Source organism: Asaia sp. VD9 (assembly GCF_037150015.1).
Lineage (GTDB): Bacteria > Pseudomonadota > Alphaproteobacteria > Acetobacterales > Acetobacteraceae > Asaia.
Map to the genome: position 1 here is coordinate 321,133 of NZ_JBBCQM010000001.1, position 23,611 is coordinate 344,743.

General features: G+C 60.2%; 19 protein-coding genes and 1 pseudogene. 7 read left to right on the plus strand and 13 right to left on the minus strand.

Annotated elements, in window-relative coordinates:
• The first annotated feature begins 159 nt into the window (after positions 1 to 159).
• The 3 genes and pseudogenes from WFJ47_RS01450 (at position 160) to WFJ47_RS01460 (ending at position 2,451) form a co-directional block, all read left to right on the plus strand.
• On the plus strand, positions 160 to 1,305 hold the full coding sequence (locus tag WFJ47_RS01450; protein WP_336760397.1) for an OmpA family protein: 1,146 nt from the start codon (positions 160 to 162) through the stop codon (positions 1,303 to 1,305).
• A gap of 189 nt (positions 1,306 to 1,494) precedes the next feature.
• Entirely contained in the window at positions 1,495 to 1,638 is a 144-nt protein-coding gene (locus tag WFJ47_RS01455; RefSeq protein WP_336760399.1) for a hypothetical protein, read from the plus strand.
• Between the two features lie 148 nt (positions 1,639 to 1,786).
• Positions 1,787 to 2,451 (plus strand): annotated as a pseudogene (locus tag WFJ47_RS01460) (IS5 family transposase).
• A gap of 45 nt (positions 2,452 to 2,496) precedes the next feature.
• Here the strand turns inward: WFJ47_RS01460 and WFJ47_RS01465 are convergent.
• Both WFJ47_RS01465 and rpsD read right to left on the minus strand, forming a co-directional pair.
• Positions 2,497 to 4,059: a peptide chain release factor 3 gene (locus WFJ47_RS01465; protein ID WP_336760400.1), complete on the minus strand. Its 1,563-nt coding sequence runs from the start codon at positions 4,057 to 4,059 to the stop codon at positions 2,497 to 2,499.
• Positions 4,060 to 4,163: 104 nt separating this feature from the next.
• Positions 4,164 to 4,781 (minus strand): 30S ribosomal protein S4, encoded by a 618-nt coding sequence (rpsD, locus tag WFJ47_RS01470; RefSeq protein WP_023978552.1) that lies wholly within the window; start codon positions 4,779 to 4,781, stop codon positions 4,164 to 4,166.
• A 339-nt stretch (positions 4,782 to 5,120) separates the two neighbouring features.
• Between rpsD and WFJ47_RS01475 the strand changes: the two genes are divergently transcribed.
• Positions 5,121 to 5,591, plus strand: a complete 471-nt coding sequence (locus WFJ47_RS01475; RefSeq protein WP_158625348.1) for a LysM peptidoglycan-binding domain-containing protein — start codon at positions 5,121 to 5,123, stop codon at positions 5,589 to 5,591.
• Between the two features lie 39 nt (positions 5,592 to 5,630).
• Here the strand turns inward: WFJ47_RS01475 and WFJ47_RS01480 are convergent, their stop codons facing one another.
• Positions 5,631 to 7,058: an MATE family efflux transporter gene (locus WFJ47_RS01480; protein ID WP_336760401.1), complete on the minus strand. Its 1,428-nt coding sequence runs from the start codon at positions 7,056 to 7,058 to the stop codon at positions 5,631 to 5,633.
• 96 nt (positions 7,059 to 7,154) lie between these two features.
• Between WFJ47_RS01480 and cysS the strand changes: the two genes are divergently transcribed.
• Genes cysS through WFJ47_RS01495 form a run of 3 tightly spaced genes read left to right on the plus strand, consistent with a single transcriptional unit; the run spans position 7,155 to position 9,678 of the window.
• Complete coding sequence (cysS, locus tag WFJ47_RS01485; protein ID WP_336760403.1) at positions 7,155 to 8,510, plus strand: cysteine--tRNA ligase; 1,356 nt, start codon at positions 7,155 to 7,157, stop codon at positions 8,508 to 8,510.
• A complete protein-coding gene (locus WFJ47_RS01490) occupies positions 8,507 to 9,286 on the plus strand; it encodes an RNA methyltransferase (protein ID WP_336760405.1) in 780 nt (259 codons plus the stop codon). Before cysS ends, WFJ47_RS01490 begins: the two co-directional genes overlap by 4 nt.
• A gap of 11 nt (positions 9,287 to 9,297) precedes the next feature.
• Positions 9,298 to 9,678, plus strand: coding sequence for a VOC family protein (locus tag WFJ47_RS01495; protein ID WP_336760407.1), 381 nt, complete (start codon positions 9,298 to 9,300; stop codon positions 9,676 to 9,678).
• 88 nt (positions 9,679 to 9,766) lie between these two features.
• On the opposite strand, the gene WFJ47_RS01500 is transcribed toward WFJ47_RS01495, so the two are convergent.
• From WFJ47_RS01500 to tkt, 10 genes are all read right to left on the minus strand, one after another.
• Positions 9,767 to 11,245 carry an MFS transporter gene (locus tag WFJ47_RS01500; protein ID WP_336760409.1) on the minus strand — a complete coding sequence of 493 codons (1,479 nt, stop codon included), beginning with the start codon at positions 11,243 to 11,245 and terminating at the stop codon, positions 9,767 to 9,769.
• Positions 11,246 to 11,395: 150 nt separating this feature from the next.
• Complete coding sequence (locus tag WFJ47_RS01505) at positions 11,396 to 12,295, minus strand: DUF4349 domain-containing protein (protein WP_336760413.1); 900 nt, start codon at positions 12,293 to 12,295, stop codon at positions 11,396 to 11,398.
• 279 nt (positions 12,296 to 12,574) lie between these two features.
• Positions 12,575 to 13,099: a gluconokinase gene (locus WFJ47_RS01510; RefSeq protein WP_336760415.1), complete on the minus strand. Its 525-nt coding sequence runs from the start codon at positions 13,097 to 13,099 to the stop codon at positions 12,575 to 12,577.
• Positions 13,096 to 13,815 carry a ribose-5-phosphate isomerase RpiA gene (rpiA, locus tag WFJ47_RS01515; protein ID WP_336760417.1) on the minus strand — a complete coding sequence of 240 codons (720 nt, stop codon included), beginning with the start codon at positions 13,813 to 13,815 and terminating at the stop codon, positions 13,096 to 13,098. Before rpiA ends, WFJ47_RS01510 begins: the two co-directional genes overlap by 4 nt.
• Complete coding sequence (pgl, locus tag WFJ47_RS01520) at positions 13,808 to 14,557, minus strand: 6-phosphogluconolactonase (RefSeq protein WP_127101466.1); 750 nt, start codon at positions 14,555 to 14,557, stop codon at positions 13,808 to 13,810. Before pgl ends, rpiA begins: the two co-directional genes overlap by 8 nt.
• A 129-nt stretch (positions 14,558 to 14,686) precedes the next feature.
• The gene (locus tag WFJ47_RS01525) at positions 14,687 to 15,541 is read right to left on the minus strand and encodes an HAD family hydrolase (protein WP_336760420.1); all 855 of its coding nucleotides are present in this window, start codon (positions 15,539 to 15,541) and stop codon (positions 14,687 to 14,689) included.
• 29 nt (positions 15,542 to 15,570) lie between these two features.
• Positions 15,571 to 17,118, minus strand: coding sequence for a glucose-6-phosphate dehydrogenase (zwf, locus tag WFJ47_RS01530; RefSeq protein WP_127101470.1), 1,548 nt, complete (start codon positions 17,116 to 17,118; stop codon positions 15,571 to 15,573).
• Between the two features lie 132 nt (positions 17,119 to 17,250).
• Positions 17,251 to 18,246 carry a phosphogluconate dehydrogenase (NAD(+)-dependent, decarboxylating) gene (gene gnd / locus WFJ47_RS01535; protein ID WP_023978565.1) on the minus strand — a complete coding sequence of 332 codons (996 nt, stop codon included), beginning with the start codon at positions 18,244 to 18,246 and terminating at the stop codon, positions 17,251 to 17,253.
• A 91-nt stretch (positions 18,247 to 18,337) separates the two neighbouring features.
• The gene (locus WFJ47_RS01540) at positions 18,338 to 21,205 is read right to left on the minus strand and encodes a bifunctional transaldolase/phosoglucose isomerase (protein ID WP_336760422.1); all 2,868 of its coding nucleotides are present in this window, start codon (positions 21,203 to 21,205) and stop codon (positions 18,338 to 18,340) included.
• 157 nt (positions 21,206 to 21,362) lie between these two features.
• Positions 21,363 to 23,483 (minus strand): transketolase, encoded by a 2,121-nt coding sequence (tkt, locus tag WFJ47_RS01545; RefSeq protein WP_127101474.1) that lies wholly within the window; start codon positions 23,481 to 23,483, stop codon positions 21,363 to 21,365.
• Between the last annotated feature and the right edge of the window lie 128 nt (positions 23,484 to 23,611).

The following is a 23,611-nucleotide window of genomic DNA, read 5'->3' on the forward strand; positions in this document are numbered from 1 at the left end:
GCTATTTCGTCTAATCGTCAAATACCCATGGAACTCACTTCCTGAACCGGAACTGACGGCTCTATACGCACTTATGCATCGCGCTGAGCTTGTTGTTGCATCGCCTCCCTGGAGGGATCGCAGCAGGCTTGATTGGATGAATTTATGAGGACGAAACTAATGCGTCTCCGCACGGCACTTCTGGCCATGACGTCGATGGCAGCCGCCCCGACGATCGCCATGGCGAGCACCATCACCGGCCCGTATGTCAATATCGGCGGTGGCTATAATCTGGTTCAGACCCAGCACGCTCACTTCTCCCCGACGACGCAGGCTGACGGCACGACCGGCAACGGCGGCACCAGCTCCAAGTTCCGTCACAAGGACGGCTTCACGGGCTTCGGTTCGTTCGGCTGGGGCTTCGGTAACGGCCTCCGCGCTGAAGTCGAAGGCGTCTACAACTACTCCCAGATCAACCACCGCAACACGACGGGCGCTCCTGGTTCGACCAGCGGTTCCGACCAGTCTTATGGTGGCTTTGTCAACGTTCTGTATGACATCGACCTCGCCCAGTTCGGCATCAACCTGCCGATCACGCCGTTCGTCGGTGTCGGTGCAGGTTACCTGTGGCAGCACTACAACCCGATCACCACGGCTTACACCAATGGTGCTGTGAACCGCGTTGGCGGCACGCAGGGCGGCTTCGCCTATCAGGGCATCGTCGGTGCGGCTTATGACATTCCGGGCGTTCCGGGCCTTGCCATCACCGGTGAATACCGCATGATCGGCCAGACCTTCACGGATGGCGCATATCGCTCCACCTCGTGGAACCGCAATGGTTCGGGCCTGCACAAGGGCAACGTGAACTTTGATGACCGTTTCAATCATCAGTTCATCGTCGGCCTGCGCTACGCTTTCGACACGGCTCCCCCGCCGGTGCCGGCTGCTCCGGTTGTCGTTCCGCCGACCGTTCAGCCCGCTCGCACCTACCTGGTGTTCTTCGATTGGGACAAGTCGAACCTGACGGGTCGCGCTCGTGAGATCGTTGCCCAGGCAGCTCAGGCTTCCACGCACGTCCAGACGACGCGCATCGAAGTCAACGGCTACACCGACAACTCTGCTGCTCACCCCGGTGCACGCGGCCAGAAGTACAACATGGGCCTCTCGGTCCGTCGCGCACAGTCGGTCAAGGCTGAGCTGATCCGTGACGGCGTTCCTGCCGCTGCGATCGACATCCACGGCTACGGCGAGCAGCACCCGCTGGTCCCGACGGGTCCGAACACCCGTGAGCCGCAGAACCGTCGCGTCGAAATCATCCTGCGCTGATTTCGGCCTGAAAGAGAAGCGTCTTTGGAGGCTTCTCGATCGGTTCCAGAATAGAGGCCTCCGGCATTCGTGCCGGGGGCCTTTTTCTTTTTTGCCCCTCCCCTTGTCGAACGAAGCCTCGCATTACATATAGGTAATGTTTAAGGAGGCTTTGCAATTTCTGCGACAGGCCTCATGGGAGGTTTGGTCATGGCTCAGACATATCGTATCGACCGTTCAGACCGCGTTGGCATGACGCCTCTGCATCACGAGGGAGAGAATATCTTCCTCATGCTGGGAGCCCTTGTGGGAGGGCTTTTCGCCCTGGGGGCGATCGCCTTGCTCACCCTGTAGCCGGGCCATCACGAGGCGGTCACCACGAAAAAAGCCCCGCCCTATGCCGGGGCTTTTTTACGATCTTAAGTCCGGCTAGGCGCACTAGGCTCAGGACCCATTGATTTGGGTGGGCAAATTTGATTCAGGCTCCTTGAGGAGACTGAAGATGAGCGACCCGTATTGGCTGACGGACGAGCAGATGGCGCGTCTGGAGCCGTTTTTCCCAAGGAGCCATGGCAGACCACGTGTTGATGACCGGCGTGTATTAAGCGGGATCATTTTCGTGAACCGCAACGGGCTGCGCTGGGGGGATGCTTCGCGAGAGTGTGGCTCGCACAAAACGCTCTGCAATCGGTGGGGCGCCATGGGGATCTTTGCCCGGTTGATGGATGGTCTGGCGGCCGGCAGACTGGATCACCAGACGATCATGATGGGCGCGACCTACCTTAAGGCGCACCGCACGGCCTCGAGCCTGCGAACAAGAAAGGCGATCCTGGCCGCCTGATCGGGCGGACCAAAGGCGGCATGAACACGAAACTGCACGCGGTGACAGACAGGGAAGGCCGCCCGATCAGGTTCTTCCTGACGGCAGGCCAGATCAGCGATTACACCGGGGCCGCTGCCCTGTTGGACGATCTGCCCGCTGCAAGGTGGCGCATGGCTGATCGTGGTTATGATGCCGACGGGTGCAGGGACGGGCTGGAGGAAAAGGGGATCAGACCCCGCATTCCAGGCCGGAGATCCCGCACGACGCCAGTGAGCTACGACAGATGCCCGACCGTCTCCTTCTCAGCCATCTGCCTCGCCGCTACCATCATGTTCTGGCCATGAGTCCTGAGCCTACCCACCGCTCAGCGAGTAGCACGCCTATGGCGGTCAGCTACTCAGGCCAATCTGCTTGATATCATGGAAAGCGAGATCCGGATTCATCTCCACCATGCGACGCATCATGAACGTCGAACTCGCCAGGAAGACAGGGTCGCTGTCGAGATCGTCTGCCATAGCGGAACGGTTCGCCATCGAGAACGCCTCGATCTTGGTACGCTCACCGGTGACCCAGCGCGCTATGGTGTAGGGCGTCGATTCAAAGCCGATTGCCACGCCATACTCGCCCTGCAGACGGGATTGAAGCACATCCAGCTGCAGGGTTCCCACCACGCCCACGATAGGGGGCAGTCCGTCCTGGGGCCGGAAAAGCTGCACGACCCCCTCCTCTGCCAGCTCGACCAGCGCCTGGCGCAGCTTCTTGGCCTTCATGGCATCATCCAATCGCACGCGACGCAGGATTTCCGGCGCAAAATGCGGAACTCCGGTGAAACGCAGCTCCTCGGTTTCCGAGAGCGTATCGCCGATGCGGAGCGTGCCGTGATTAGGCAGCCCCACCACATCCCCGGCAAAAGCTTCCTCCGCCAACTGGCGGTCACGCGCAAAGAAGAATTGGGGTGTGTGGAGCGCAAATTGCTTGCCGGTACGCACATGCTTCAGACGCATACCGCGTGTCAGGCGCCCGGAGCAGATACGGGCAAAGGCCATACGGTCACGATGGTTCGGGTCCATATTGGCCTGGATCTTGAAGATCAGCGCCGTCACCTGTTCCTCATCGGCCTTGACCTCGCGTGTCTCGCTGGGCTGCGCACGCGGCGCAGGGCCGTAAGCCACGAGTGCATCGAGCAGGTCCGTCACCCCGATCTCCTTCATGGCACTCCCGAAGAAGACCGGCGTAAGATGCCCGGCGTCGAAGGATTCGCGGTCGAAGAGCGGCAGGGCAGCCTCCGCCAGTTCGAGCTCTTCCGACAGGGCAATCATGCGCGCATCTGACTGCGCCAGCGTCGCAGCCTCGCCCCGGATCTCACGGGTACGCATATCGTATGTCCCGGCAAAATGCCCGGCGCGGCCGATCGGCCAGGTGGCTGGCGAGGTATCGAGCGCCAGTGTCGAGGCGATCTCATCCAGCAGACCGAAGCAATCCTGCGCCTCACGATCCATCTTGTTGATGAAGGTGACGATGGGAATGTCACGCAGGCGACAGATCTCGAAGAGCTTGCGTGTGCGATCCTCGATCCCCTTTGCCGCGTCGATCACCATGACAGCACAATCGACCGCGGTGAGCGTGCGATAGGTATCCTCGGAGAAGTCTTCATGACCCGGTGTATCGAGCAGGTTGAAGACACACCCGCCATATTCGAAGGTCATGACCGAGGTCACGACGGAGATCCCGCGATCGCGCTCGATGCCCATCCAGTCTGATTTAGTGCGGCGACGTTCACCCTTTGCTCGCACGTTACCCGCGAGCTGGATCGCCCCACCGGCACGCAGGATACGCTCTGTCAGGGTGGTCTTGCCGGCGTCTGGATGGGAAATGATGGCGAAGGTCCGGCGGCGGCGGATCTCGCTGCCAAGACCGGTGGCGGAAACGGGGGCGGACGCGGCTTCGGACATCGAGGGGACCTTCGCTTGAATTCAGGGACCAGAAATGACGAATGCCGGACCAGGGTGACCCTGATCCGGCATTGGCCAGAAAACACCCGGTAGAGACGGGTCTTTTAGCGCGAGTAGAACTCGACCACGAGGTTCGGTTCCATCTGCACGGGGTACGGCACATCGGACAGACGCGGGCTGCGAACGAACTTGCCCTTCATCTGGCGATGATCGACCTCGATGTATTCCGGTACGTCACGCTCGGCGGACTGCGCGGCATCGAGAACGACAGCAAGCTGCTTGGACTTCTCACGCACTTCGATGACGTCACCGTCACGGACGAGGTACGAAGGAATGTTCACCTTGCGGCCATTGACCGTCACGTGGCCATGGCTGACGAACTGACGCGCAGCGAACGGGGTGATCGCGAACTTGAGGCGGTAGATCACCGCATCCAGGCGACGCTCCAGCAGGTCGATCAGGTTCTCTGACGTATCGCCCTTACGACGGACGGCTTCGTCATAGTACTTGCGGAACTGCTTCTCGCTGATGTTGCCGTAATAGCCCTTGAGCTTTTGCTTGGCCATCAGCTGGATCGAGAAGTCGGAGGGCTTCTGCTTGCGGCGCTGGCCATGCTGACCGGGGCCGTATTCCCGCTTGTTGACCGGCGACTTGGCACGGCCCCACAGGTTTACGCCCAGACGGCGATTGATTTTGTACTTGCTCTCTTGGCGCTTGCTCATGTGCAAGAACTCGCTTCGACTTCGGGTTGTCCTGACGCTGCGCGACAACCGCATGTTGCGCCGGTAGGCCTTTCCCCGAATTAGGAAAGACGGGCGCATCCCTCGAACCGCTGTCACGGGATGCAGAACCCGAGATGACAACGGCCGGCATGTCCACGTTCCCGGCAATAGCGGCGGCTCCTATAGGACCCCCCCTCGACTGTCAATCAAAAACGCGGATCAGTAGACCCCAGCCTCGGCAAAAGCGCGCTCGGGGGAACATCCTGCGTCACGATGCGTCAGGATACTATCGCGCCACAGCGGGGCGCATTGGCGTCATTCCAAGGAAAGGAACCCGAAATGGCCATTTTCAAGTTCAACCGTGCTGCGGGACGCAAGCTGAACGATCAGGCAGAAGTCACGGCCATCAACCCGGCCGGCGCCCCTGCCCCCAAGGCACCGCATGAGAACCTCATCAAGCGCGCCTTCAAGCAATACGGCATGTCCCAGCTTTCCGTATCCCATATCACAGTGCGCGATACGACCATCGCGGTGAAGGGGCGTGCGGAAACGGCAGCAGAACGTGACGCCATCATCCTTGCTGCCGGAAATATTGCCGGTATCGATACGGTCCATGCCGATATCACCGTTCCTGAGGGAACGCCCGCTCCCGTCTTCCATCAGGTGTCACCGGGCGAGACACTTCAGGCCATTGCCGAGAAGACAGACGCGGATGTGACCGTCGACGACCTTCACAAGGCGAACGAGGCCGAACTCGCCCATCATGACGGGGTCTATCCCGGTCAGACCATTCGTATCCCCGAGGCCTGAAGCCACATCATTACGGCGGAAATATCCATGCCGATCCGCTCAAGCCGGATCGGCACATCCCTGCCCGGCAGCGCTCAATGTACCCTCCTGGGCGCGCCGCAGAGTAAAAAACAGCCGTACCGAAAGCAGAACCGACAGAATTCCCAAACCTCCTGCGAGCCCGATCCAGAGCCCGACCGCCCCGTAACCAGCCTTGAACGCCAACCAGTCTCCTCCCAGGATGGAGACAGGAACATAGGTGAGCACCATCATCAGCATGGGCATGAACGTGTCATGGCAGCCACGCAGCGCGCCGGAACAGACGCATTGCACGCCGTCAAGGATTTGGAAAATGCCTGCAATCTTCAGCAGCGAAATCGCTACAGGCATCACGGCAGCGGCGTCTGCGCTCCCGGAATCCAGATAGAACCCGGCGACGACCTGCGGAAAAACGAGGAGCATCGTGGCTGTGAAACTGGTCCAGAGCACCACCAGCATGATCGCCCCAAGTGTCGATCTCAACGCTGCCGCCGGTGCCCCCGCGCCAAGCCAGTAGGCGACGCGGATATTGACCGCCTGAGAGAGGGCAAGACTGATCATGAAGGCCGTGCTGGTCACGCTGAGCGCGATCTGATGCGCAGCAGACGACACAGCGCCAAGCGCCCCAGCATGAAGTCCCGTCATCTGAAAGGCGAGAAGCTCCGCCCCGGTCGCCCCCATCATCGGCAGCCCCAGGCGCAGCATTTCACCCAATGCTGCCCGATCGGGACGCGTGAGGCGCAGATGCAGCTTCAGATGGGACTGGCTACGTGCAAGGACCACCAGCAGGATAGCCACCGACCAGCCTGTGGCGATGGTCGCACAGGCGGAGCCCCAGAGCCCCATTTGTGGCAGGCCGAACCGCCCGTGTATCAGCCCATAATTGAGCAGACCGTTCAGCACGGCCATGCCTGGCATGGTCCAGAGCAGCAGACGCTCGCTGCCGAATGCGGGCAGAATTATCCGCAGCAGACCGATGATCACCAGATCAGGCAGCAGTGCCCAAAGCAGCAGATGCATGAACTGGCTGCCCTGCGTGACGATGATCGCCGGCTCATTGAAAAAGCGCAGCAGAGAGCCCGCAGGCAGCAGGATAGCCAGGACCGGCAAGCAAAGCAGGAGCGCGAGGAGCACACCCGACGTGACAATACCCGAGAGATCTTCCAGCTGCCCCTGAGCCGCGAAGGCACGCCCCCGTGCGCGGGAAATCAGGATACTCGCCCCACCCAGAGCCGCCTGGAAGGTAATGAAAGTGCAAAAGAACAGATTGGTGGTCATACCCCCGACGGCGAGTGCCGTGGCCCCCAGCCCGCCCAGCAGGATGGTATCGGTCACGTTCATGGCCATCTCGCTCAACTGCGAGAAACTCAGCGGCGCGGCAATTCTGATCAGCGCGCGCAAGTGCTGGCCCCAGCCCGGCGCCGTCATGGAAGAGCGAATTTCTGTCATGATGCCCTGCTTATACCAGTGCGGACAGAAAACCAGCATCAGAAGCCGTAAATTAGAGTTGCGCTCAACGCGGGGCTGACGCATCTACTCTGGATCATGGCCACCCCTCCCTATTCCTTGTCCCTGCATGACAGCCAGACACGGCGGAAACAGGTTTTCACGCCGCTGGATCCGGAAAATGTGCGTGTCTATTACTGTGGACCCACAGTGTATGACGCCGTGCATATCGGCAATCTGCGCGCCATGCTCAGCGCCGATATTCTCGTGCGTCTGCTGCGCAGGCTGTTCACGCAGGTCACCTTCGTGCGCAATATCACCGATGTGGACGACAAGATCACCGCACGTGCTCAGACGAATGGCGAGGATATCGCGAGCCTGACTGCCCGTACGACCATCGCCTTTCATGAAGATGTAGCGGCGCTGGGCATTCTGCCCCCCGATATCGAACCGCGCGCGACCCATCATATCGACGACATGCTCGTCATGATTGCCCAGCTCATTGCGAACGGCCACGCCTACGAAGCCGAGGGACATGTTCTTTTTGCCGTAGATCGTTGTGCCAGCTATGGCAGCCTGTCCGGTCGAAGCCCGGATGATCTTCTCGCTGGGGCCCGTGTCGAGGTCGCTCCCTATAAGCGCCATCCTGGTGATTTCGTGCTCTGGAAGCCGTCAACAACGGAGCAGCCGGGATGGGAGAGCCCTTATGGACGCGGCAGACCGGGATGGCATATCGAATGCTCCGCCATGTCCTATCGGTATCTGGGCGCAAGCTTCGACATCCATGGCGGGGGGGACGATCTGATGTTCCCGCATCATGAGAATGAGCGCGCCCAGTCCCTCTGCTGCCATCCAGGCAGCAGTTTCGCACGATACTGGCTGCATAACGCCATGCTGCTCTCCAATGGCGAGAAGATGTCCAAGTCTCTCGGGAATTTCTTCTCTATCCGTGAGGTGCTGACACGGGCGCCCGCCGAGGCATTGCGCTTTCTCATGTTGGGGACGCATTACCGCTCGGTGCTCGATTTCACCTGGGAAAAACTGGACGAGGCCAAACGCATTCTCGACCGATTTTACCGCGCGCTCGAAAAGACACCGACCAGCCAGCAGGGTATCGTACCGGATCCTTTCATGCAGGCCCTGTGCGACGATATGAATACACCCCTCGCGCTCTCCTGCCTTCACCCGCTGGCCGATGCAGCCTTGCAGGGTGACGAAAGCGCTGCGGCCTCGCTCAAGGCCTGCGGCAAGCTGATCGGCATCCTGGAGCTTTCCCCGGATAGCTGGTTCCGCGCGGGCTCTGATGAAGCCGCCATCGACGCCCTGATTGCACAGCGTGGTGCCGCCAAGAAGGCACGTGATTTCGCATTGGCTGACAATCTGCGCGCCCAGCTTGCCGAGCAGGGCATCATCCTGGAAGACACGGCGCAAGGCACGACATGGAGGCGCGCATGACCGGACGCGATGGCGGAGCCGATATCGGCCCGATCGGCGAATTCAGCCCGGTCGTCATTCTGGTTCGCCCCCAGCTTGCCGAGAATGTGGGCACGACAGCACGCGCCATGGCGAATGGCGGTCTGTTTCATCTGCGTCTTGTCGCACCACGCGATGGCTGGCCACAGGAACGTGCCTGGTATGCGTCATCCGGGGCTGACCGTATTCTCGATGCGGCCCAAGTGTTTGATACGGTTGATGAAGCAGTGGCCGACCTCCACCACGTCATGGCCACCTGCCCGCGCCCGCGCCATATCGTGAAGACGGTCATGACCGCACGGGGCGCCGCCTCCGAATTGCGCGCCATTGCGGATCGTGGGCTCAAGGTCGGGCTGCTTTTCGGGCCGGAGCGTGCCGGTCTGGATAACGAGGACATGGCCCGTGCGGATGTGCTGATACGCTATCCGCTCAATCCGGATTTCATGTCACTCAACCTGGCCCAGGCTGTGCTGATCATGGCGTATGAATGGTGGATGGCGTGCGAGACCACGCCGCCCCGTACACTCATGACGAACGAGACCCATGTGGCCACAAAGGGCGAGTTGGAAAATTTCCTCGGGCATCTCACCCGAGATCTCGATGAATGCGGGTTTCTGCGCAATGAGCAGAAGCGTCCCGGCATGGTGCGTAACCTGCGCCATCTTTTCCAGCGCGGCGAAGTCACCGAACAAGAACTGCGCACGATGCATGGCGTCGTGACCGAATTGTCCAATGGCCGCAAAGCCCGGCAGAAATAGGTCCCCCGACGATGTTCCAATGCGTCCATCACATCGCGATCATCGCTTCGGATTATCAGAAATCGCGGCATTTCTACACCGAGATCCTGGGGCTTGATATCATCCGTGAAATCTGGCGGGCACAGAGACAGTCCTGGAAATGCGATATCGCTATCGGGACGACGCAGATCGAGCTGTTCTCCTTTCCAACGCCCCCAACGCGCCCTACCCAGCCCGAAGCGGCGGGCCTGCGTCATCTCGCCTTTAGTGTCGACGATATGCAGGCAGCCGTTGCGCATCTCGAGAATCACGCGATCCGCTGCGAACCAGTGAGAACGGATCCCTATACGGGCAAGCTCTACACCTTCTTCACCGACCCTGATGGATTACCTCTTGAACTTTATCAGAGCTGAAAGCGCCTGAAACAGGCCCATCAGGGCGGCCCCCTGCAGGGTGCGCTAGCGCCGCCCGCGCTCATCCATACGCGAAGGACCAGGGCAATCACACAAGGCCCTGCTCCTGCTTGGCATAGAACTCGGAAAGCGGAGGGGCGACCTCCTCCAGCGATCGGTTCTCCGCATTCACCCCCCAGATCCAGGCAACGACGCTGGCGCCGATCATGAGAATGGCCGCTGCGACATAACCCACCACGAGGAGTGAGAGCTTCCCGGTCCCGATGAGATGCCCGAAGATCACAGGTGCCGCCACGCCACCGAACAGGGTCCCAACCGCATAAAACACCGCGATCGCGAAGGCGCGCATTTCAAGCGGGAAAAGCTCACTGGCCGTGAGATAGGCAGAGGAAGCAGCAGCGGAGGCGAAGAAGAAGATACCGCACCAGGAGAGGGTCTGGGTCGACGCTGTCAGCAGATCGGCACCCATGGCATAGGCAACACCCAGCATCATCAGCCCTGAGACAGCATAGCTCAGCCCGATCATGCGGCGACGGCCCCATGTATCGAACCAGCGCGCAAGAATGAGCGGCCCCAGCAGATTTCCCAGAGCAAGAGGCAGGATGTACCAGCCGACATTACGTGCCTCGACCGCATGATATTTCGTAAGCACCATCCCGTATGTAAAAAATACCGCATTATAGAGGAATGCCTGTGAGATCATCAGGACGAGCACGTACAGCGAACGCGCACGGTAGCGCTGGATCATGATCTTGATCATCTCCATCGGACTGAACACGCCCGCCGGATAGATCAGAACCTTGGGAAGCTTGGTTTTCCACCCTCCTGTTGGCTCGGCACAATGGGATTCCACCAGCGACACGATGGCATCCGCCTCTTCCACGCGGCGATGGGTGATGAGCCAGCGCGGACTTTCCGGAACGAAAGTGCGCAGCAGCAGCACAGCAATACCCAATAAAGCCCCGAGTGCGAAGGCGATGCGCCAGGCCAGCCACACGGGGATGATGGCGGAGTCGAGAAGCCAGACCGAGCCGAGCGCTCCAAAGGCGGCTCCTGCCCAGAACGTGCCGTTGACCATGACATCGACACGCCCACGCAGACGCGCCGGCACGAGCTCATCGATCGCCGAATTGATGGCAGAATACTCGCCGCCGATACCCATCCCTGTGATGAAACGTGCACAGGCGAAGCTGCCCAGCCCCCAGGAAAGCGCCGATGCCCCCACCCCCACCACATAGAGGGCCAATGTAAGAAAGAAGATCTGCTTGCGCCCGAGCTGGTCCGTCATCCAGCCAAAGATCAGCGCCCCCAGTACGGCCCCGGCGACATAGGCAGAAGAAGCAAAACCAATTCCTGTCTCCGTAAGGCCGAGCGTGTCCCGGCGCTCAAGCGACGGGGCGAGCGATCCGATGATTGTGACCTCAAGTCCATCCAGGATCCACGTGATCCCCAGCGCGACTACGATCAGCATATGAAAACGCGACCAGGGGAGACGATCCAGACGTGCTGGAATATCCGTCTCGATGGGGCGGCCATGATCCTTGGGTCGAGCGTGGGATAAAAGCAATGAGCCAGCCTTTGAGAATTACAGAATATTTATCCTTCGGTATGGGTCCTGACGTTTGACGGAGGCAAGGGTTCGTTTCCTCACGAATCGCTGAGCCCTCGCACCCTCAAAGACCTCATCCTGGGCAATCGGAATCACCCGTGGCCTGCCTCAGTTTCGGCTGAACCATCCTCGGCGCCACAGCCCATGTAACACCAGGAGAGAAACGAGAATGAGCGGCCCCCAGACGATGACCTGCACAAGGAACACCCAGAGATCGGCCAGGTTCTCCATGAAGAGTTGCCGCGTCTGTCGCAGGCTCTGACGAAGTGGGCTCACGACCTCGCGCGCGCTCTGATAGGTGACCGTAACCTTCTCGGTATCGATCTGACGGGAGAGATCCGCCCGTTCCTTCTGTGCGGCCTCCAGAGCGCTCTGAGTTTCAGTAAGCTCTTTGGCGATCTTGATCAGATCATCCGTGCGCCCAGCACTATGTCCCTCGAGCGCCTCCAGCCGGTCGCGATAGGTGGTGAGCTGTGCCAGTCGGCGCTCAACATCCGTCACGCTGCCATGAAGGTCGAGTTCGTTCGTGTTCGCATTGCTCGTCACGACGTCGTCCAGCCGCTCTCCCGGGAGGATGGCTCCGGCCACTTTCAGGAAAGCCTCGATGCGCTCATGTGGAAGACGGGCGGAGATACGGGCCTCATGCGTAAATTCGCCGGGGCCGCTTTCCTCGGTCTCCATATTCGCTGAGACGAGCGCGCACCCCTCCATACCGAGACATAGATCGCGCAGATGGGTGAAATGCGTCGACACCTTCGTCGAAGGGACGGTCATCGTCAGGGTGTGATCATAAGCGATATCGCTTCGCCCGGCCTTGAACGCGGCCGGAATTCCTGCGAAGCGGGCAACACCGACCGACCCCACCGAGGGGGCTGGCATGGGCACATCCAGTGAAGCCGTGCTGTCCGTATGGCGATGCTTGCACCCGGTCAGGATGAGCACACAGGCCGATATCGCGCCGAGCGCGATCAAGCGCGCAACTGGCCGCGAGGGTGTCGGGAGCATCATCGCCTCCATCCTTTATTCAGATCCGTCCCAGGACAGATACGATAACGCATGACTAAGGGCTGAAATGAGGCGTGGATGGCGTGTCTACCGCAGCGATTTCGTGCCATGGCAACCGCACATGACAAGGACACCCCCAATGCAAGTTATCCCCAGATTCAAGGAACAACTCTGCGGATCAGGATGTGCATAAGCTGTTGGTAATCGGGGACAAAATGATCCGGTCGGGTGTTGGATCGATCCAGTTTTCGCAACCGGATCGATCCCTCATGGCTATACGGCTCAGACTTCGCGGGCTTTGAGCGCCTCTGTCAGCTTGGCCATGACGATTTCAGGCGTCCCCGCGCTATCCACAGTGATGACATTCTCATCCGCTCCCGGCGGCTCAAGCGTCGCAAGCTGGCTTGGCAGCAAACTCGGCGGCATGAAATGACCGATGCGCTGCTTGAGGCGCTCCGCGATCGTGCGCTCGCTTGTCTCGAGATAGACAAAGGTCACGTCCAGCCCGTTGCGCAGCGTGTCACGATATTTGCGCTTGAGCGCAGAGCAGGTCAGGACCCCGCCAGTCGCCTCATGCGCACGCAGCCATTCATGACAGATTCGCAGCCATGGCGCACGATCAGCATCATCGAGCGGAATGCCGCTATGCATCTTGTCGACATTCGCGGGGGGATGAAGGCTGTCCCCCTCCTGAAACGGCGCACTCAGATAGGCGGCAAGCCCCTGGGCGACGGTTGTCTTGCCGCAGCCCGAAACCCCCATGACGACGAACAGGCCGGGCTTTGCCCCGCAAGACGCCCCACTCATGCTGTCAGCCTCTGCAGCCCCGAAGCACCGGCAACCAGCACCTCGGAGGTGATGTCGAGGAAGAGTCCGTGATCGACCACGCCCGTGATGGAGATGATACGATCAGCCAGAGCACGCGGCTCCTCGATGCGCTCATAATCGCAATCGATGATGATGTTGTGATTATCGGTCATATAGAGCGAGCCATCTTCCTTGCGACGCGGCACACAAGACTTTGCACCTGTCTTGCGCAGCAGGTTTTCGACACGCTCCCAACCCCAGGGGATGATCTCGACCGGGACCGGCATATGGGTCCCCAGATCCTTAACGATCTTGCTCTCATCAACGATGACGATGAATTTGCGTGCAGAAACCGCAACAATCTTCTCACGCAACAACGCGCCGCCCCGTCCCTTTATCAGAAAAAGGGAGCCGGTCTGGACCTCATCCGCACCGTCAATCGCGACGTCCAGATAGGGATCATCCGAGAAATTCGTGATAGGGATGTTCAGGCTCTGCGCCTGAGCTGCGCTTGCTTCCGAGGTTGGGATAGCCCGGATCTTGAGCCCCTCGCGACGGACGCGCTCACCCAACGCGTCGATCATGAACTTTGCCGTGCTGCCCGTCCCCAGGCCAACGGCCATACCGTCCTCGATATAGGCAATCGCGTGAGTCGCCGCCTCACGCTTGAGCTCGGCAACCCGCGCAGCGGCGGTATCAGTCGGGGCGTCAGTCATTGGACAGCCCTCCCGCGGCCGCCTTGTCCACCAGGAAAACAACCTCGCCTTCCGACGTGATATGCGCGGCCGGAAGCGCTTCCTCACCCGCCCGGACACGCGCCAGCATCTCGGCCTTGCCAGCCCCCTCGATCAGGAACACAACGGCGCGGCTCGAATGAATGGCGGAGTAGGTCAGCGACACGCGGTCATGCGGCGCGTTGTCAGGTGTGCAAGCGGCGACCCATTTGTCACGCTCCTGCAGAATGGGCTGACGCGGAAACAACGAGGCCGTATGACCGTCAGGCCCCATGCCAAGCATCACCACATCGAAAAGCGGCTTTCCCGGGATCAGGTGATGGCTGCCATAGAGGTCCTGCAACGCATTCTGATACCAGACGGCATCCTGCGCGGCTGTGCCATCGGCTGGGATGGGATGCACGTTCTCTGTCGGCAGATCGACATGCTCGAGAAGGAGCTCGTCCGTCATGCGGAAATTGCTGTCCTCATGGGTGAACGGCACATGACGGTCATCGCCGAAAAACACATGGGTATGGCGCCACGGAAAACGCGAAGCGTATTCGGGTTCAGCCATGATCTTGAACAGGCGCTTGGGTGTCGACCCACCCGAAAGCGCCATGACAAACGGACCTTCCTTCTTGGCCAGCGCCTGATCGAGCAGCCACTGCGCCATTTTCCGGGCGACAGCCTCGCCATCCTCCAGAATTACCACGCGGGCAGAGGTCACATCATGTCCACTCATAGTCTTCAATCCTTCCTGTCAGGCCAGCATCGGCTCCGCTGGCCTGTCTGGCAGGGTCACCCTCAACGGGCCGAGCCCTGTCTTGTCTGGCAATAAGTGCCTGGCGTCCCCAAGCCCGCGGGTTGGGCCTCAGGGCGCGCGCGGGAGAACGAATTGCTCCATTGCTTCGGCCCAGCCATCGGCGTCGTTTCGCCCCGTCGTGACATGCGCATGCGCGCTGACTTCGGCAGAGGCATTCCCCATGGCGATTCCAAGCCCTGCAATGCCGAGCATCGGCACATCATTGGACATGTCACCAATGCAGGCAACCTCCTCCATGGGAATGCCCAGACGCTTGGCCAGAGCCTTGGCCGCAAAGCCCTTATTGGCATCCTTGTGGGTGATATCGAGATAGTAATCCGAAGAGCGGTGTACGCTGGCCTGACCGGTCAGCATGGCACCGATTTCTACTTCCATACGCTGAAGCAGCGCCGGATTGCTGCTTGCTGCCATGATCTTGCCGACACCGCCGAGATACGGCCCGAAATCCGGCACAACGACCGGCTCGATTCCGACAGATTTACGCTCATGCTCAACGTAATAAGCTCCGGGATCACGAATCAGCCAGTCATGGTCACGAAACAGCCATGTGTCGATCTTGTGCACGGATAGCGTGTCACAAGCCGATTGCACGGTCGATTCGGAAAGGACCAGGTGAGACAGGATCTCGTCATCCGGGCTAACAATGAGCCCACCATTCAGGGCGCCAAAAGGCGTCTTGAGATCGAGCTCGTGATGATAGCGCAGGATGCCCTCGGCGGAACGCGAGCTGACGAGACAGAGCGCAATCCCGGCCTCAGCCAGCTGCTTCGCGGCCTGATGGGTCGAGGCGGCAAGCTTTTTATCAGGGCCGATAAGCGTGCCGTCGATATCGGAAACGACAAGGCGTATCGTGGACGCCATAGGCGGCAACGCTGCGTGAATGGCATCCAGATCGACAGTCATGACATCTCCTTCTTGGGTGTGAGATTGGTCTAGTTGTTCAGGTCCAGCCAGCGGCGACCGCTGCGGGCCAGCAGTTCATCAGCTTCACGCGGACCGTCAAGACCACCCGGATAGAAGCAGAGCGGCGATTTATCGGCGATGTTCTGGGTGAAGGCGGGCTCCACGATACGCCAGCCTTCCTCGATGGTATCCGCGCGCTGATAGAGCGTCTGGTCACCGATCATGCAGTCATAAATCAGCGTCTCGTAGCCGGTGCTTGGGCCTTCGCTGAACCAGTCGGAATAATCGAATTTCATGCGCACACCACCCAGACGCACGGACGGCCCCGGTACCTTTGCCGAGAACTGCATGGTCACGCCTTCAGTCGGCTGAATATGCAGCACCATGATATTGGGCGTGAGCTTGTCGACAGGCGTGTCACGGAAGAGAGCGAACGGTGCCTGTTTGAAATGGATGGCGATCTCGGTCTTGCGACGACGCAGGCGCTTGCCCGTCCGCAGGTAGAACGGCACGCCGGCCCAGCGCCAGTTATCGATACGCAGCTTCATGGCGACATAGGTTTCGGTCTGGCTGCCCATGGCGACATCAGGCTCCTCGCGATAGCCGCGAAGCGCCTCAGCTTCGTCCCCCACCCCGAAAGACCCGCTGACATATTGCCCGCGCACCACCTGGGAGAGGTCGATAGGCTGGATGGCACTCAGCACCTTGGCCTTCTCGTCACGCACGGCCTCGGCATCGAAGGAGGTCGGGGCCTCCATCGCAACCATGGAGAGAAGCTGCATGAGATGGTTCGGCACCATGTCGCGAATGGCACCGGTGCTCTCATAGAAGCGGCCACGGCGCTCCACGCCCACGGTTTCGGCTGCTGTAATCTGCACGTGATCGATATTCTGGCGGTTCCACAACGGTTCGAAAAAGCCATTTGAGAAACGCAGGGCCAGAATATTCTGGACGGTTTCTTTTCCGAGATAATGATCGATACGATAGATCTGATTTTCATCGAGTGAGCGCAGCAGGCGAGCGTTTAACGCCTTTGCCGATTCCAGATCCGCACCGAAGGGCTTCTCGATGATGACACGACGCGAAACCGTATCGGTCTGGTCGGCAAGACCTGATTCTCCGAGAAGATCGACGATGGGCCCGAAGAAGCGCGCCGCTACGGCAAGGTAGAATACGGCAGAACGATCGCCCAGGCGTTCCTTGAGTGCCTCGAAAGTCGAGAGCTCCTCAAAGGAGCCGCGCAGATAGGTGATGCTCTGCGAGAGGCGATCCCATACATCCTGACGCAGCTTGGTGGCATTGGTACCACGCTTGCTCACGAAGTCGTCCAGGGCGCCCTTGAGCTGTTCCAGAAGCCCCTCGGTGGTCATCTCGGCCCAATCGACCACGATGATCGAGAAATCCTCGCTGAGCAGACCGGCAGAGTCCAGATTATAGATAGCAGGGACCAGAAGTCGTTTCGTCAGATCACCGCCACCGCCAAAAATGACCATGGAGCCTGGGGGCGCCTGGCGAACCCCGCGCGATGTCTCGTTACTGGACAAAGCCGCATGTGCAGGAGCGGAAACGTCGACCATATGACAAACCTTTTGAGTCGATAATCGGAAAGCCGGAGTGCGAGCGGGAGCGAACAAGCTCCCGCTGGCATTCAGGCAAACAGTGTAGAGAAAAAAAAAGGGCCGGGACCAGTGCGGTCCCGGCCCGAATTCTCACTTCTTCTCGACGTGACCGCCGAAGCCGAAGCGCATCGCGGAGAGAATCTTCTCCGCGTAGTTGTTGCCCGAACGCGAGCGGAAACGCGTGAAGAGCGAGGCCGTCATGACCGGCACCGGCACCGATTCCTCGATGGCGGCTTCGATCGTCCACCGACCCTCGCCCGAGTCAGCCACTTCACCCGAGAACTCCGAGAGGGATTCGTTCTTGGCAAGCGCATCGGCGGTCAGGTCGAGCAGCCAGGACGAAACCACGCTGCCGCGGCGCCACACTTCGGCGATATCGGCCATGTTCAGGTCGAAGCGCTGGTCTTCCTGCAGAACCGGCGAGTTCTTCGACTTCATGACGTCGAAGCCTTCAGCGAAGGCCTGCATCATGCCGTATTCGATGCCGTTATGGACCATCTTGACGAAGTGACCCGAACCGGCCGGACCACAATGCAGATAGCCTTCCTCAGCGCGGGGATCGAGGCCTTCACGGTCGCGGCCGATCGTACGGACGACATCGCCCTTGCCCGGAGCCAGCGCCTTCAGGATCGGGTCGATATGATCGGCCGAATCCTTGGTGCCGCCATACATCATGCAATAGCCGCGATCGAGGCCCCAAACGCCGCCAGACGTGCCGACATCGATATAGTGGATGCCCTTTTCCATCAGCTCATGGGCGCGACGGACATCATCCTTGTAGTAGCTGTTGCCACCATCGATCACGATGTCGTCCTTGCCGAGCAGGCCGCGCAGTTCCTGCACGCAGGCTTCGGTGATCTCGCCGGCCGGCAGCATGACCCAGACGATCTTGCGCTCCGCCGAAAGCTTGCTGACCAGATCGGCGACAGAGTTTGCAGCGATCGCACGGCCCTTTTCGGCACGGTCGAACGTCTTGGTCACAACTTCAGGGGTGCGGTCAAACAGCACAACGTCATGACCATGACGGGTCAGGCGCACTGCAATGTTGCCACCCATACGGCCAAGGCCAACAATACCGATTTGCATCTCTAAAACTCCTGCACAGTCTTCCTGTGCCCTCTAACTATCACGTCAAAAAACAATCCGCCCCGTTTGAGCGGGGCGGATTGCGTCAGTCTCAGACGGCCTTCTTGATGACCGTCGCCAGTTCGGCGAGGCCAGCTTCGAGCGGTCCCTTGATATGCACGCGCAGGGCGCGACGTCCGCGCTCTGACAACACGTCGAAATCGCCGCGCGCCTGGGCTGCCTTCACGACACTGAAGGTGAAACGCTCACCCGGCACGGCGAGATCGGCATGATCATCCGCCGTGATCTGCAGGAACACACCGCTATCAGGGCCGCCCTTATAGGCCTGGCCGGTCGAATGCAGGAAGCGCGGTCCGAATTCGGCTGCCGTTGCGACCTTGAGCTGGTCGCGCAGGTTGAGGCGCACGTTCTGGATCCACTCACGTGTCTTCAGATCGCGTTCCACATAGGCGAGAACGCCCACATAATCACCGGCCTTCACGCGACCGAAATGCGCCTTCAGGATTGCCAGCGCATCGCCACCGCCCAATGCCTTGGCATTGGTGTCGTCAGCGAAGAACGCGAACGCACCCGAGGTCGCGAACGGCGTTTCGGCAGGGAGCTTGCCCGTCTCGTTAAAGGCGGTCGTCAGCTTCTTGGTCTCGATCTTGCTGAACTCGACATCCGGCTGGTCGAACGGATCGATTGCCAGCACCGAGCCTGCAACAGCCGTGGCATATTCCCAATGGAAGAATGCCTGGGCGATATCGAGCTTGTCAGCCAGGTCGATCGTTACGACCGGCTCACCAGCGGCGACCAGGGCGGCAATGGCCTTTTCCTGATTCGGGCAGGGCGCATCCGTCAGGCGCAGATAGGCGAAGACGCGATCCTTGCCATAGACGCCCGGCGCACCGAGGGTTTCGTCATCGATCGGGATCAGACCCGTGCCCTTCTTGCCCGTCGACTCAGCCAGAAGCTGCTCGAGCCAAGCGCCGAGATCGTAGATCGCAGGCGATGCGATGATCGTCACCTTGTCACGACCAAACTTCGTTGCGGCCGCACCGAGGATGGCACCGAGCTGAAGCGCCGTATTCTGCGCTGGCGGGGTGCTTGCCGAGGCGCCCTTTACGGAACGCAGAGCCGATTCGAGGAACGCGCGAACGTTCAGACCGGCGGCGGCTGCGGGGACGAGACCGAAATTGGACAGGACCGAGAAACGGCCGCCAATCTGCTTCTCGCCGTAGAAGATCTTCCAGAAGCCATCGCCCTTGGCCACCTGCTCCATATGCGAGCCAGGATCGGTCACGGCTACGAAATGAGCACCTGGAGCCGAGCCGAGCGCCTTTTCCGCAGCAGCGAAGAAATAGGCCTTCAGGATATTCGGCTCGAGCGTGCCGCCCGACTTGGACGAGACGATGAAGAGCGTCTTCTTGAGGTCAACCGCATTCTCGAACGTCTTGACCTGCTGTGGGTCGGTGCTGTCGAGCACGTGCAACTTGGGGAAGCCTGCGATCTGACCGAACGTCTCGGCAATCACCTCAGGACCGAGGCTCGAACCGCCCATACCGAGTAGCAGCACATCGCTGAAGCCCTTGGCCTTGACTTCGCTGGCAAAGGCTTCGAGCTCGGCGACATGAGCCAGACGCTCATCGACGATATCGAGCCATTTCAGCCAGCTGGCCTCATCGCCACCAGTCCAGACAGAGGCGTCCTTGGCCCAGAGCTTGCGGCCCTTGCCGGTCTTGCGCCAGTCTTCGAGAACCGCGTCAGAGGCGGCTTTCAGATCGGCCGGAAGGTCGGCCTTCTGCTCGATCAGTTTGGACCCGAGAAACGTGGCCTGCTTGTTTGCTACCGCCCCAAGCAACTGGTCGAAAGCGTCGCAGAACGAAGCGCAGCCTTCTGTTACAAGGGTCTTGGTGACGCCATCGAGGTCGAGGCCGAGCTTGGCCTGCTGCTCGAGCACCTTGAAAGCATCTTCCACGTTTTCAGTCAGGCTGGCGCGCAGCTTGCCATGATCACGGAAGGCATCGAAGGTTGCGGGCGGGATGGTATTGACCGTGTCCTCACCGATCAGCTCGTCGACGTAGAGAACGTCAGAGAAGGTCTTGTCCTTGGTGCCCGTCGAGGCCCAGAGCAGACGCTGCGGCTGGGCGCCAGCAGCAGCCAGCTTCTTCCAGCGCTCGGAAGCGGTCACTTCGAGATAGTGCTGATAGGCAACCTTGGCGTTCGCGATCGCAACCTTGCCACGCAGAGCCTTCAGCGCTTCGGCGTCCTTGTCGCCTTCCTTCACGCGACGGTCGATGGCACCATCGATCTTGCCGTCGATGCGCGACACGAAGAACGACGCCACGCTGGCGATTTTGCTGATGTCCTTGCCCGCTGCATGACGGATCTCAAGGCCCTTGATGTAGGCTTCGAGAACATTCTTGTAGGCTTCGAGCGAGAAGAGCAGCGTGACGTTGACGCTGATACCTTCCGAGGTGACTTCCTGGAATGCCGGAACACCTTCAGGCGTGCCCGGGATCTTGATCATCAGGTTTTCTTCGCTCACGGCAGCCCACAGACGACGGGCCTCGTCAGCCGTGGCCTTGGTGTCGAAAGCAAGATAAGGTGACACTTCGAGGCTGACATAACCATCGAGGCCCTTGGTCTGCACGAAAACCGGGTGCATGACCTTGGCGGTCGCCTTGATGTCGGTGATGGCCAGTTTCTCGTAGAGCTCACCGGGGGAGAGGATTTCCTTCGCCAGCAGATCCTTGATCTGGGCGTCGTAATCCGTGCCGTAGCCCATCGCCTTTTCGAAGATGGCCGGGTTGGAGGTCACGCCACGCAGGCCGTCCTCGTCCACAAGCTTCTTCAGGCTGCCATCGGCAGTATAGGATCTCTGGATGAAGTCCAGCCAGGGTGACTGGCCAAATTTGGAAAGGTCACGCAGCGGGTTCCCGCTCGTGGCGGCACCCTGCTTCTGTTCGACGTCCATGACGTACTCCTGTCTGTCCACCTGACGAGCTCCACAGGGACGCTCGCCTCAGCTCAGGTCGGCCTTCCGACCCTGACCTCATAGTGAGGGGGCCAAAGCACGCTAGGGCCCCGAAAGGCCCGACCGCCGAGGAAGCGGTCAGGCCCCGGTAGTCGTCTTACTTGCGGGCAGCCTGCTCGCGAGCCGCATCGTAAACCTTCTCCGGCGTGAAGCCGAACTTGGTGAGAAGGCTCTTGAGCGGTGCGGAGGCGCCAAAGCTGTTCATCGCAATGATCGAACCGCCGATGCCGGTGTAACGATCCCAGCCGAAAGCAGCAGCCTGCTCGACAGCCACACGTCCCTTGACGTCCGGCGGCAGCACACTGTCCTTGTAGGCCTGGTCCTGCTCTTCGAACAGGTCGAAGGACGGGAAGGAAACCACGCGGGCCTTGATCCCCTCGGCGGTCAGCTTTTCGTAAGCGTCGACCACCAGCGAGACTTCCGAACCCGAAGCCATCAGAATCACGTCAGGCTTGCCTTCACAGCTAGCCAGGACGTAAGCACCCTTCGCTACACCAGCGGCGGAAGCATACTTGCTGCGATCCAGCGTCGGCAGGTTCTGGCGGCTCAGAATGAGCACCGCAGGCTTGTGCGTCTGCGGGATCAGGGTGCGCCAGGCTTCAGACACTTCGTTGGCATCGCCGGGACGAATGGTCATGATGCCGGGGGTGGCGCGCAGCTGGGCCAGCTGTTCGATCGGCTGATGCGTCGGACCGTCTTCACCAACACCGATGGAATCATGGGTGAAGATGTAGATGACCGGCAGCTCCATGAGAGCCGACAGACGGATCGGGGCCTTCATGTAATCCGAGAAGATCAGGAAGCCCGAACCGTAGGAGCGCAGGCCAGCCAGCGCCATACCGTTGCAGATCGACCCCATGGCGTGTTCGCGGATGCCGAAATGGACGTTGCGGCCGCCATAGGTGCCACCCCACTGAGGCGGCTGGAACGAACCAGCGCCGTCAAAGGTCAGGTTCGTCTTGGTCGATGGCGAAAGGTCAGCCGAACCACCGATCATCCAGGGGATGTTCTTGGCGACGGCGTTGATCAGCTTGCCCGAGCTGGCGCGCGAGGCAACGCCCTTGGCGTCGGCTTCCCAAACCGGAATATCCTTGTCCCAGCCTTCTGGCAGGCGACGCTCGAAGATTGCGCGCAGCTCGGCGGCTTCCTTCGGATATTCATTGGTGTAGCGATCGAACAGGGCATACCAGTCAGCGCTGGCCTTGGCGCCGCGTTTGCCCAGTCCTTCCTGGAAATGCTCCAGAACGCCCTCCGGCACGTGGAATGCGTCGGTCCAGGGCCAGTGATAGGCCTTCTTGGCACCGGCGATCTCTTCCTCACCCAGCGGCTCGCCATGCGCCGAGGCCGTGCCAGCCTTCTTGGGCGCACCGAAGCCGATGACCGTGTGCATGACGATCAGGCTCGGACGATCCTTGACCGAACGGGCTTCCTCAAGCGCCTTGCCAACAGCAGCCGTGTCATTGACGTCATTGACGGTCACGACATGCCACTTATAGGCGCGGAAGCGCTCCGCCACGTTTTCCGTGAAGGCCAGGTCGGTCGAGCCCTCGATCGAAATCTGGTTCGAGTCATACAGCCAGATCAGGTTGCCAAGACCGAGATGACCCGCCATCGAAGCCGCTTCGGACGAAACGCCTTCCATCATGTCGCCGTCACCACAGAACACATAGGTGTGGTAGTCGAACAGGTCGAAACCGGGACGGTTGTAATGGGCAGCGAGATACTTCTCGGCCATCGCCATACCGACGGAGTTGCCACAGCCCTGACCCAGCGGGCCGGTGGTGGTCTCGACGCCAGATGTGTGACGGAATTCCGGGTGACCGGGCGTCTTGGAATTCAGCTGACGGAACTGCTTGAGGTCTTCAAGCGTCAGGGACGGGCTGTCGAGGACCTTGTCCTTCACGACATCGCGAATGCCGGTCAGGTAGATTGTCGAATACAGCAGCATCGACGCATGGCCGACGGACAGGACGAAACGGTCACGGCCAGGCCAGAGCGGATTGGCTGGATCGTATTTCAGGTCGTTCTGCCAGAGGGTGTACATGACAGGAGCCAGCGCCATGGCCGTTCCCGGATGGCCTGAATCGGCCTTTTCCACACCATCCATCGACAGGGTGCGGATGGTGTTGATGCTCAGCTGCGCGATGTCAGAGACACTGGCGCCGGCCGCTCCACCGGTTTCCGCGTCGAACGCGGACGGGTTGCTTAAAGAACGCATCAAAAATGGACCTCCGAATTAACTCTCTGCGATGGAAAACCATCAGCCGGACAGACGCCAATGTTCAAGACCGGTTTCTTGCCTGAGACAACCCCGTCGGGGAACCTTTTCGCACAGATCGCCATGCA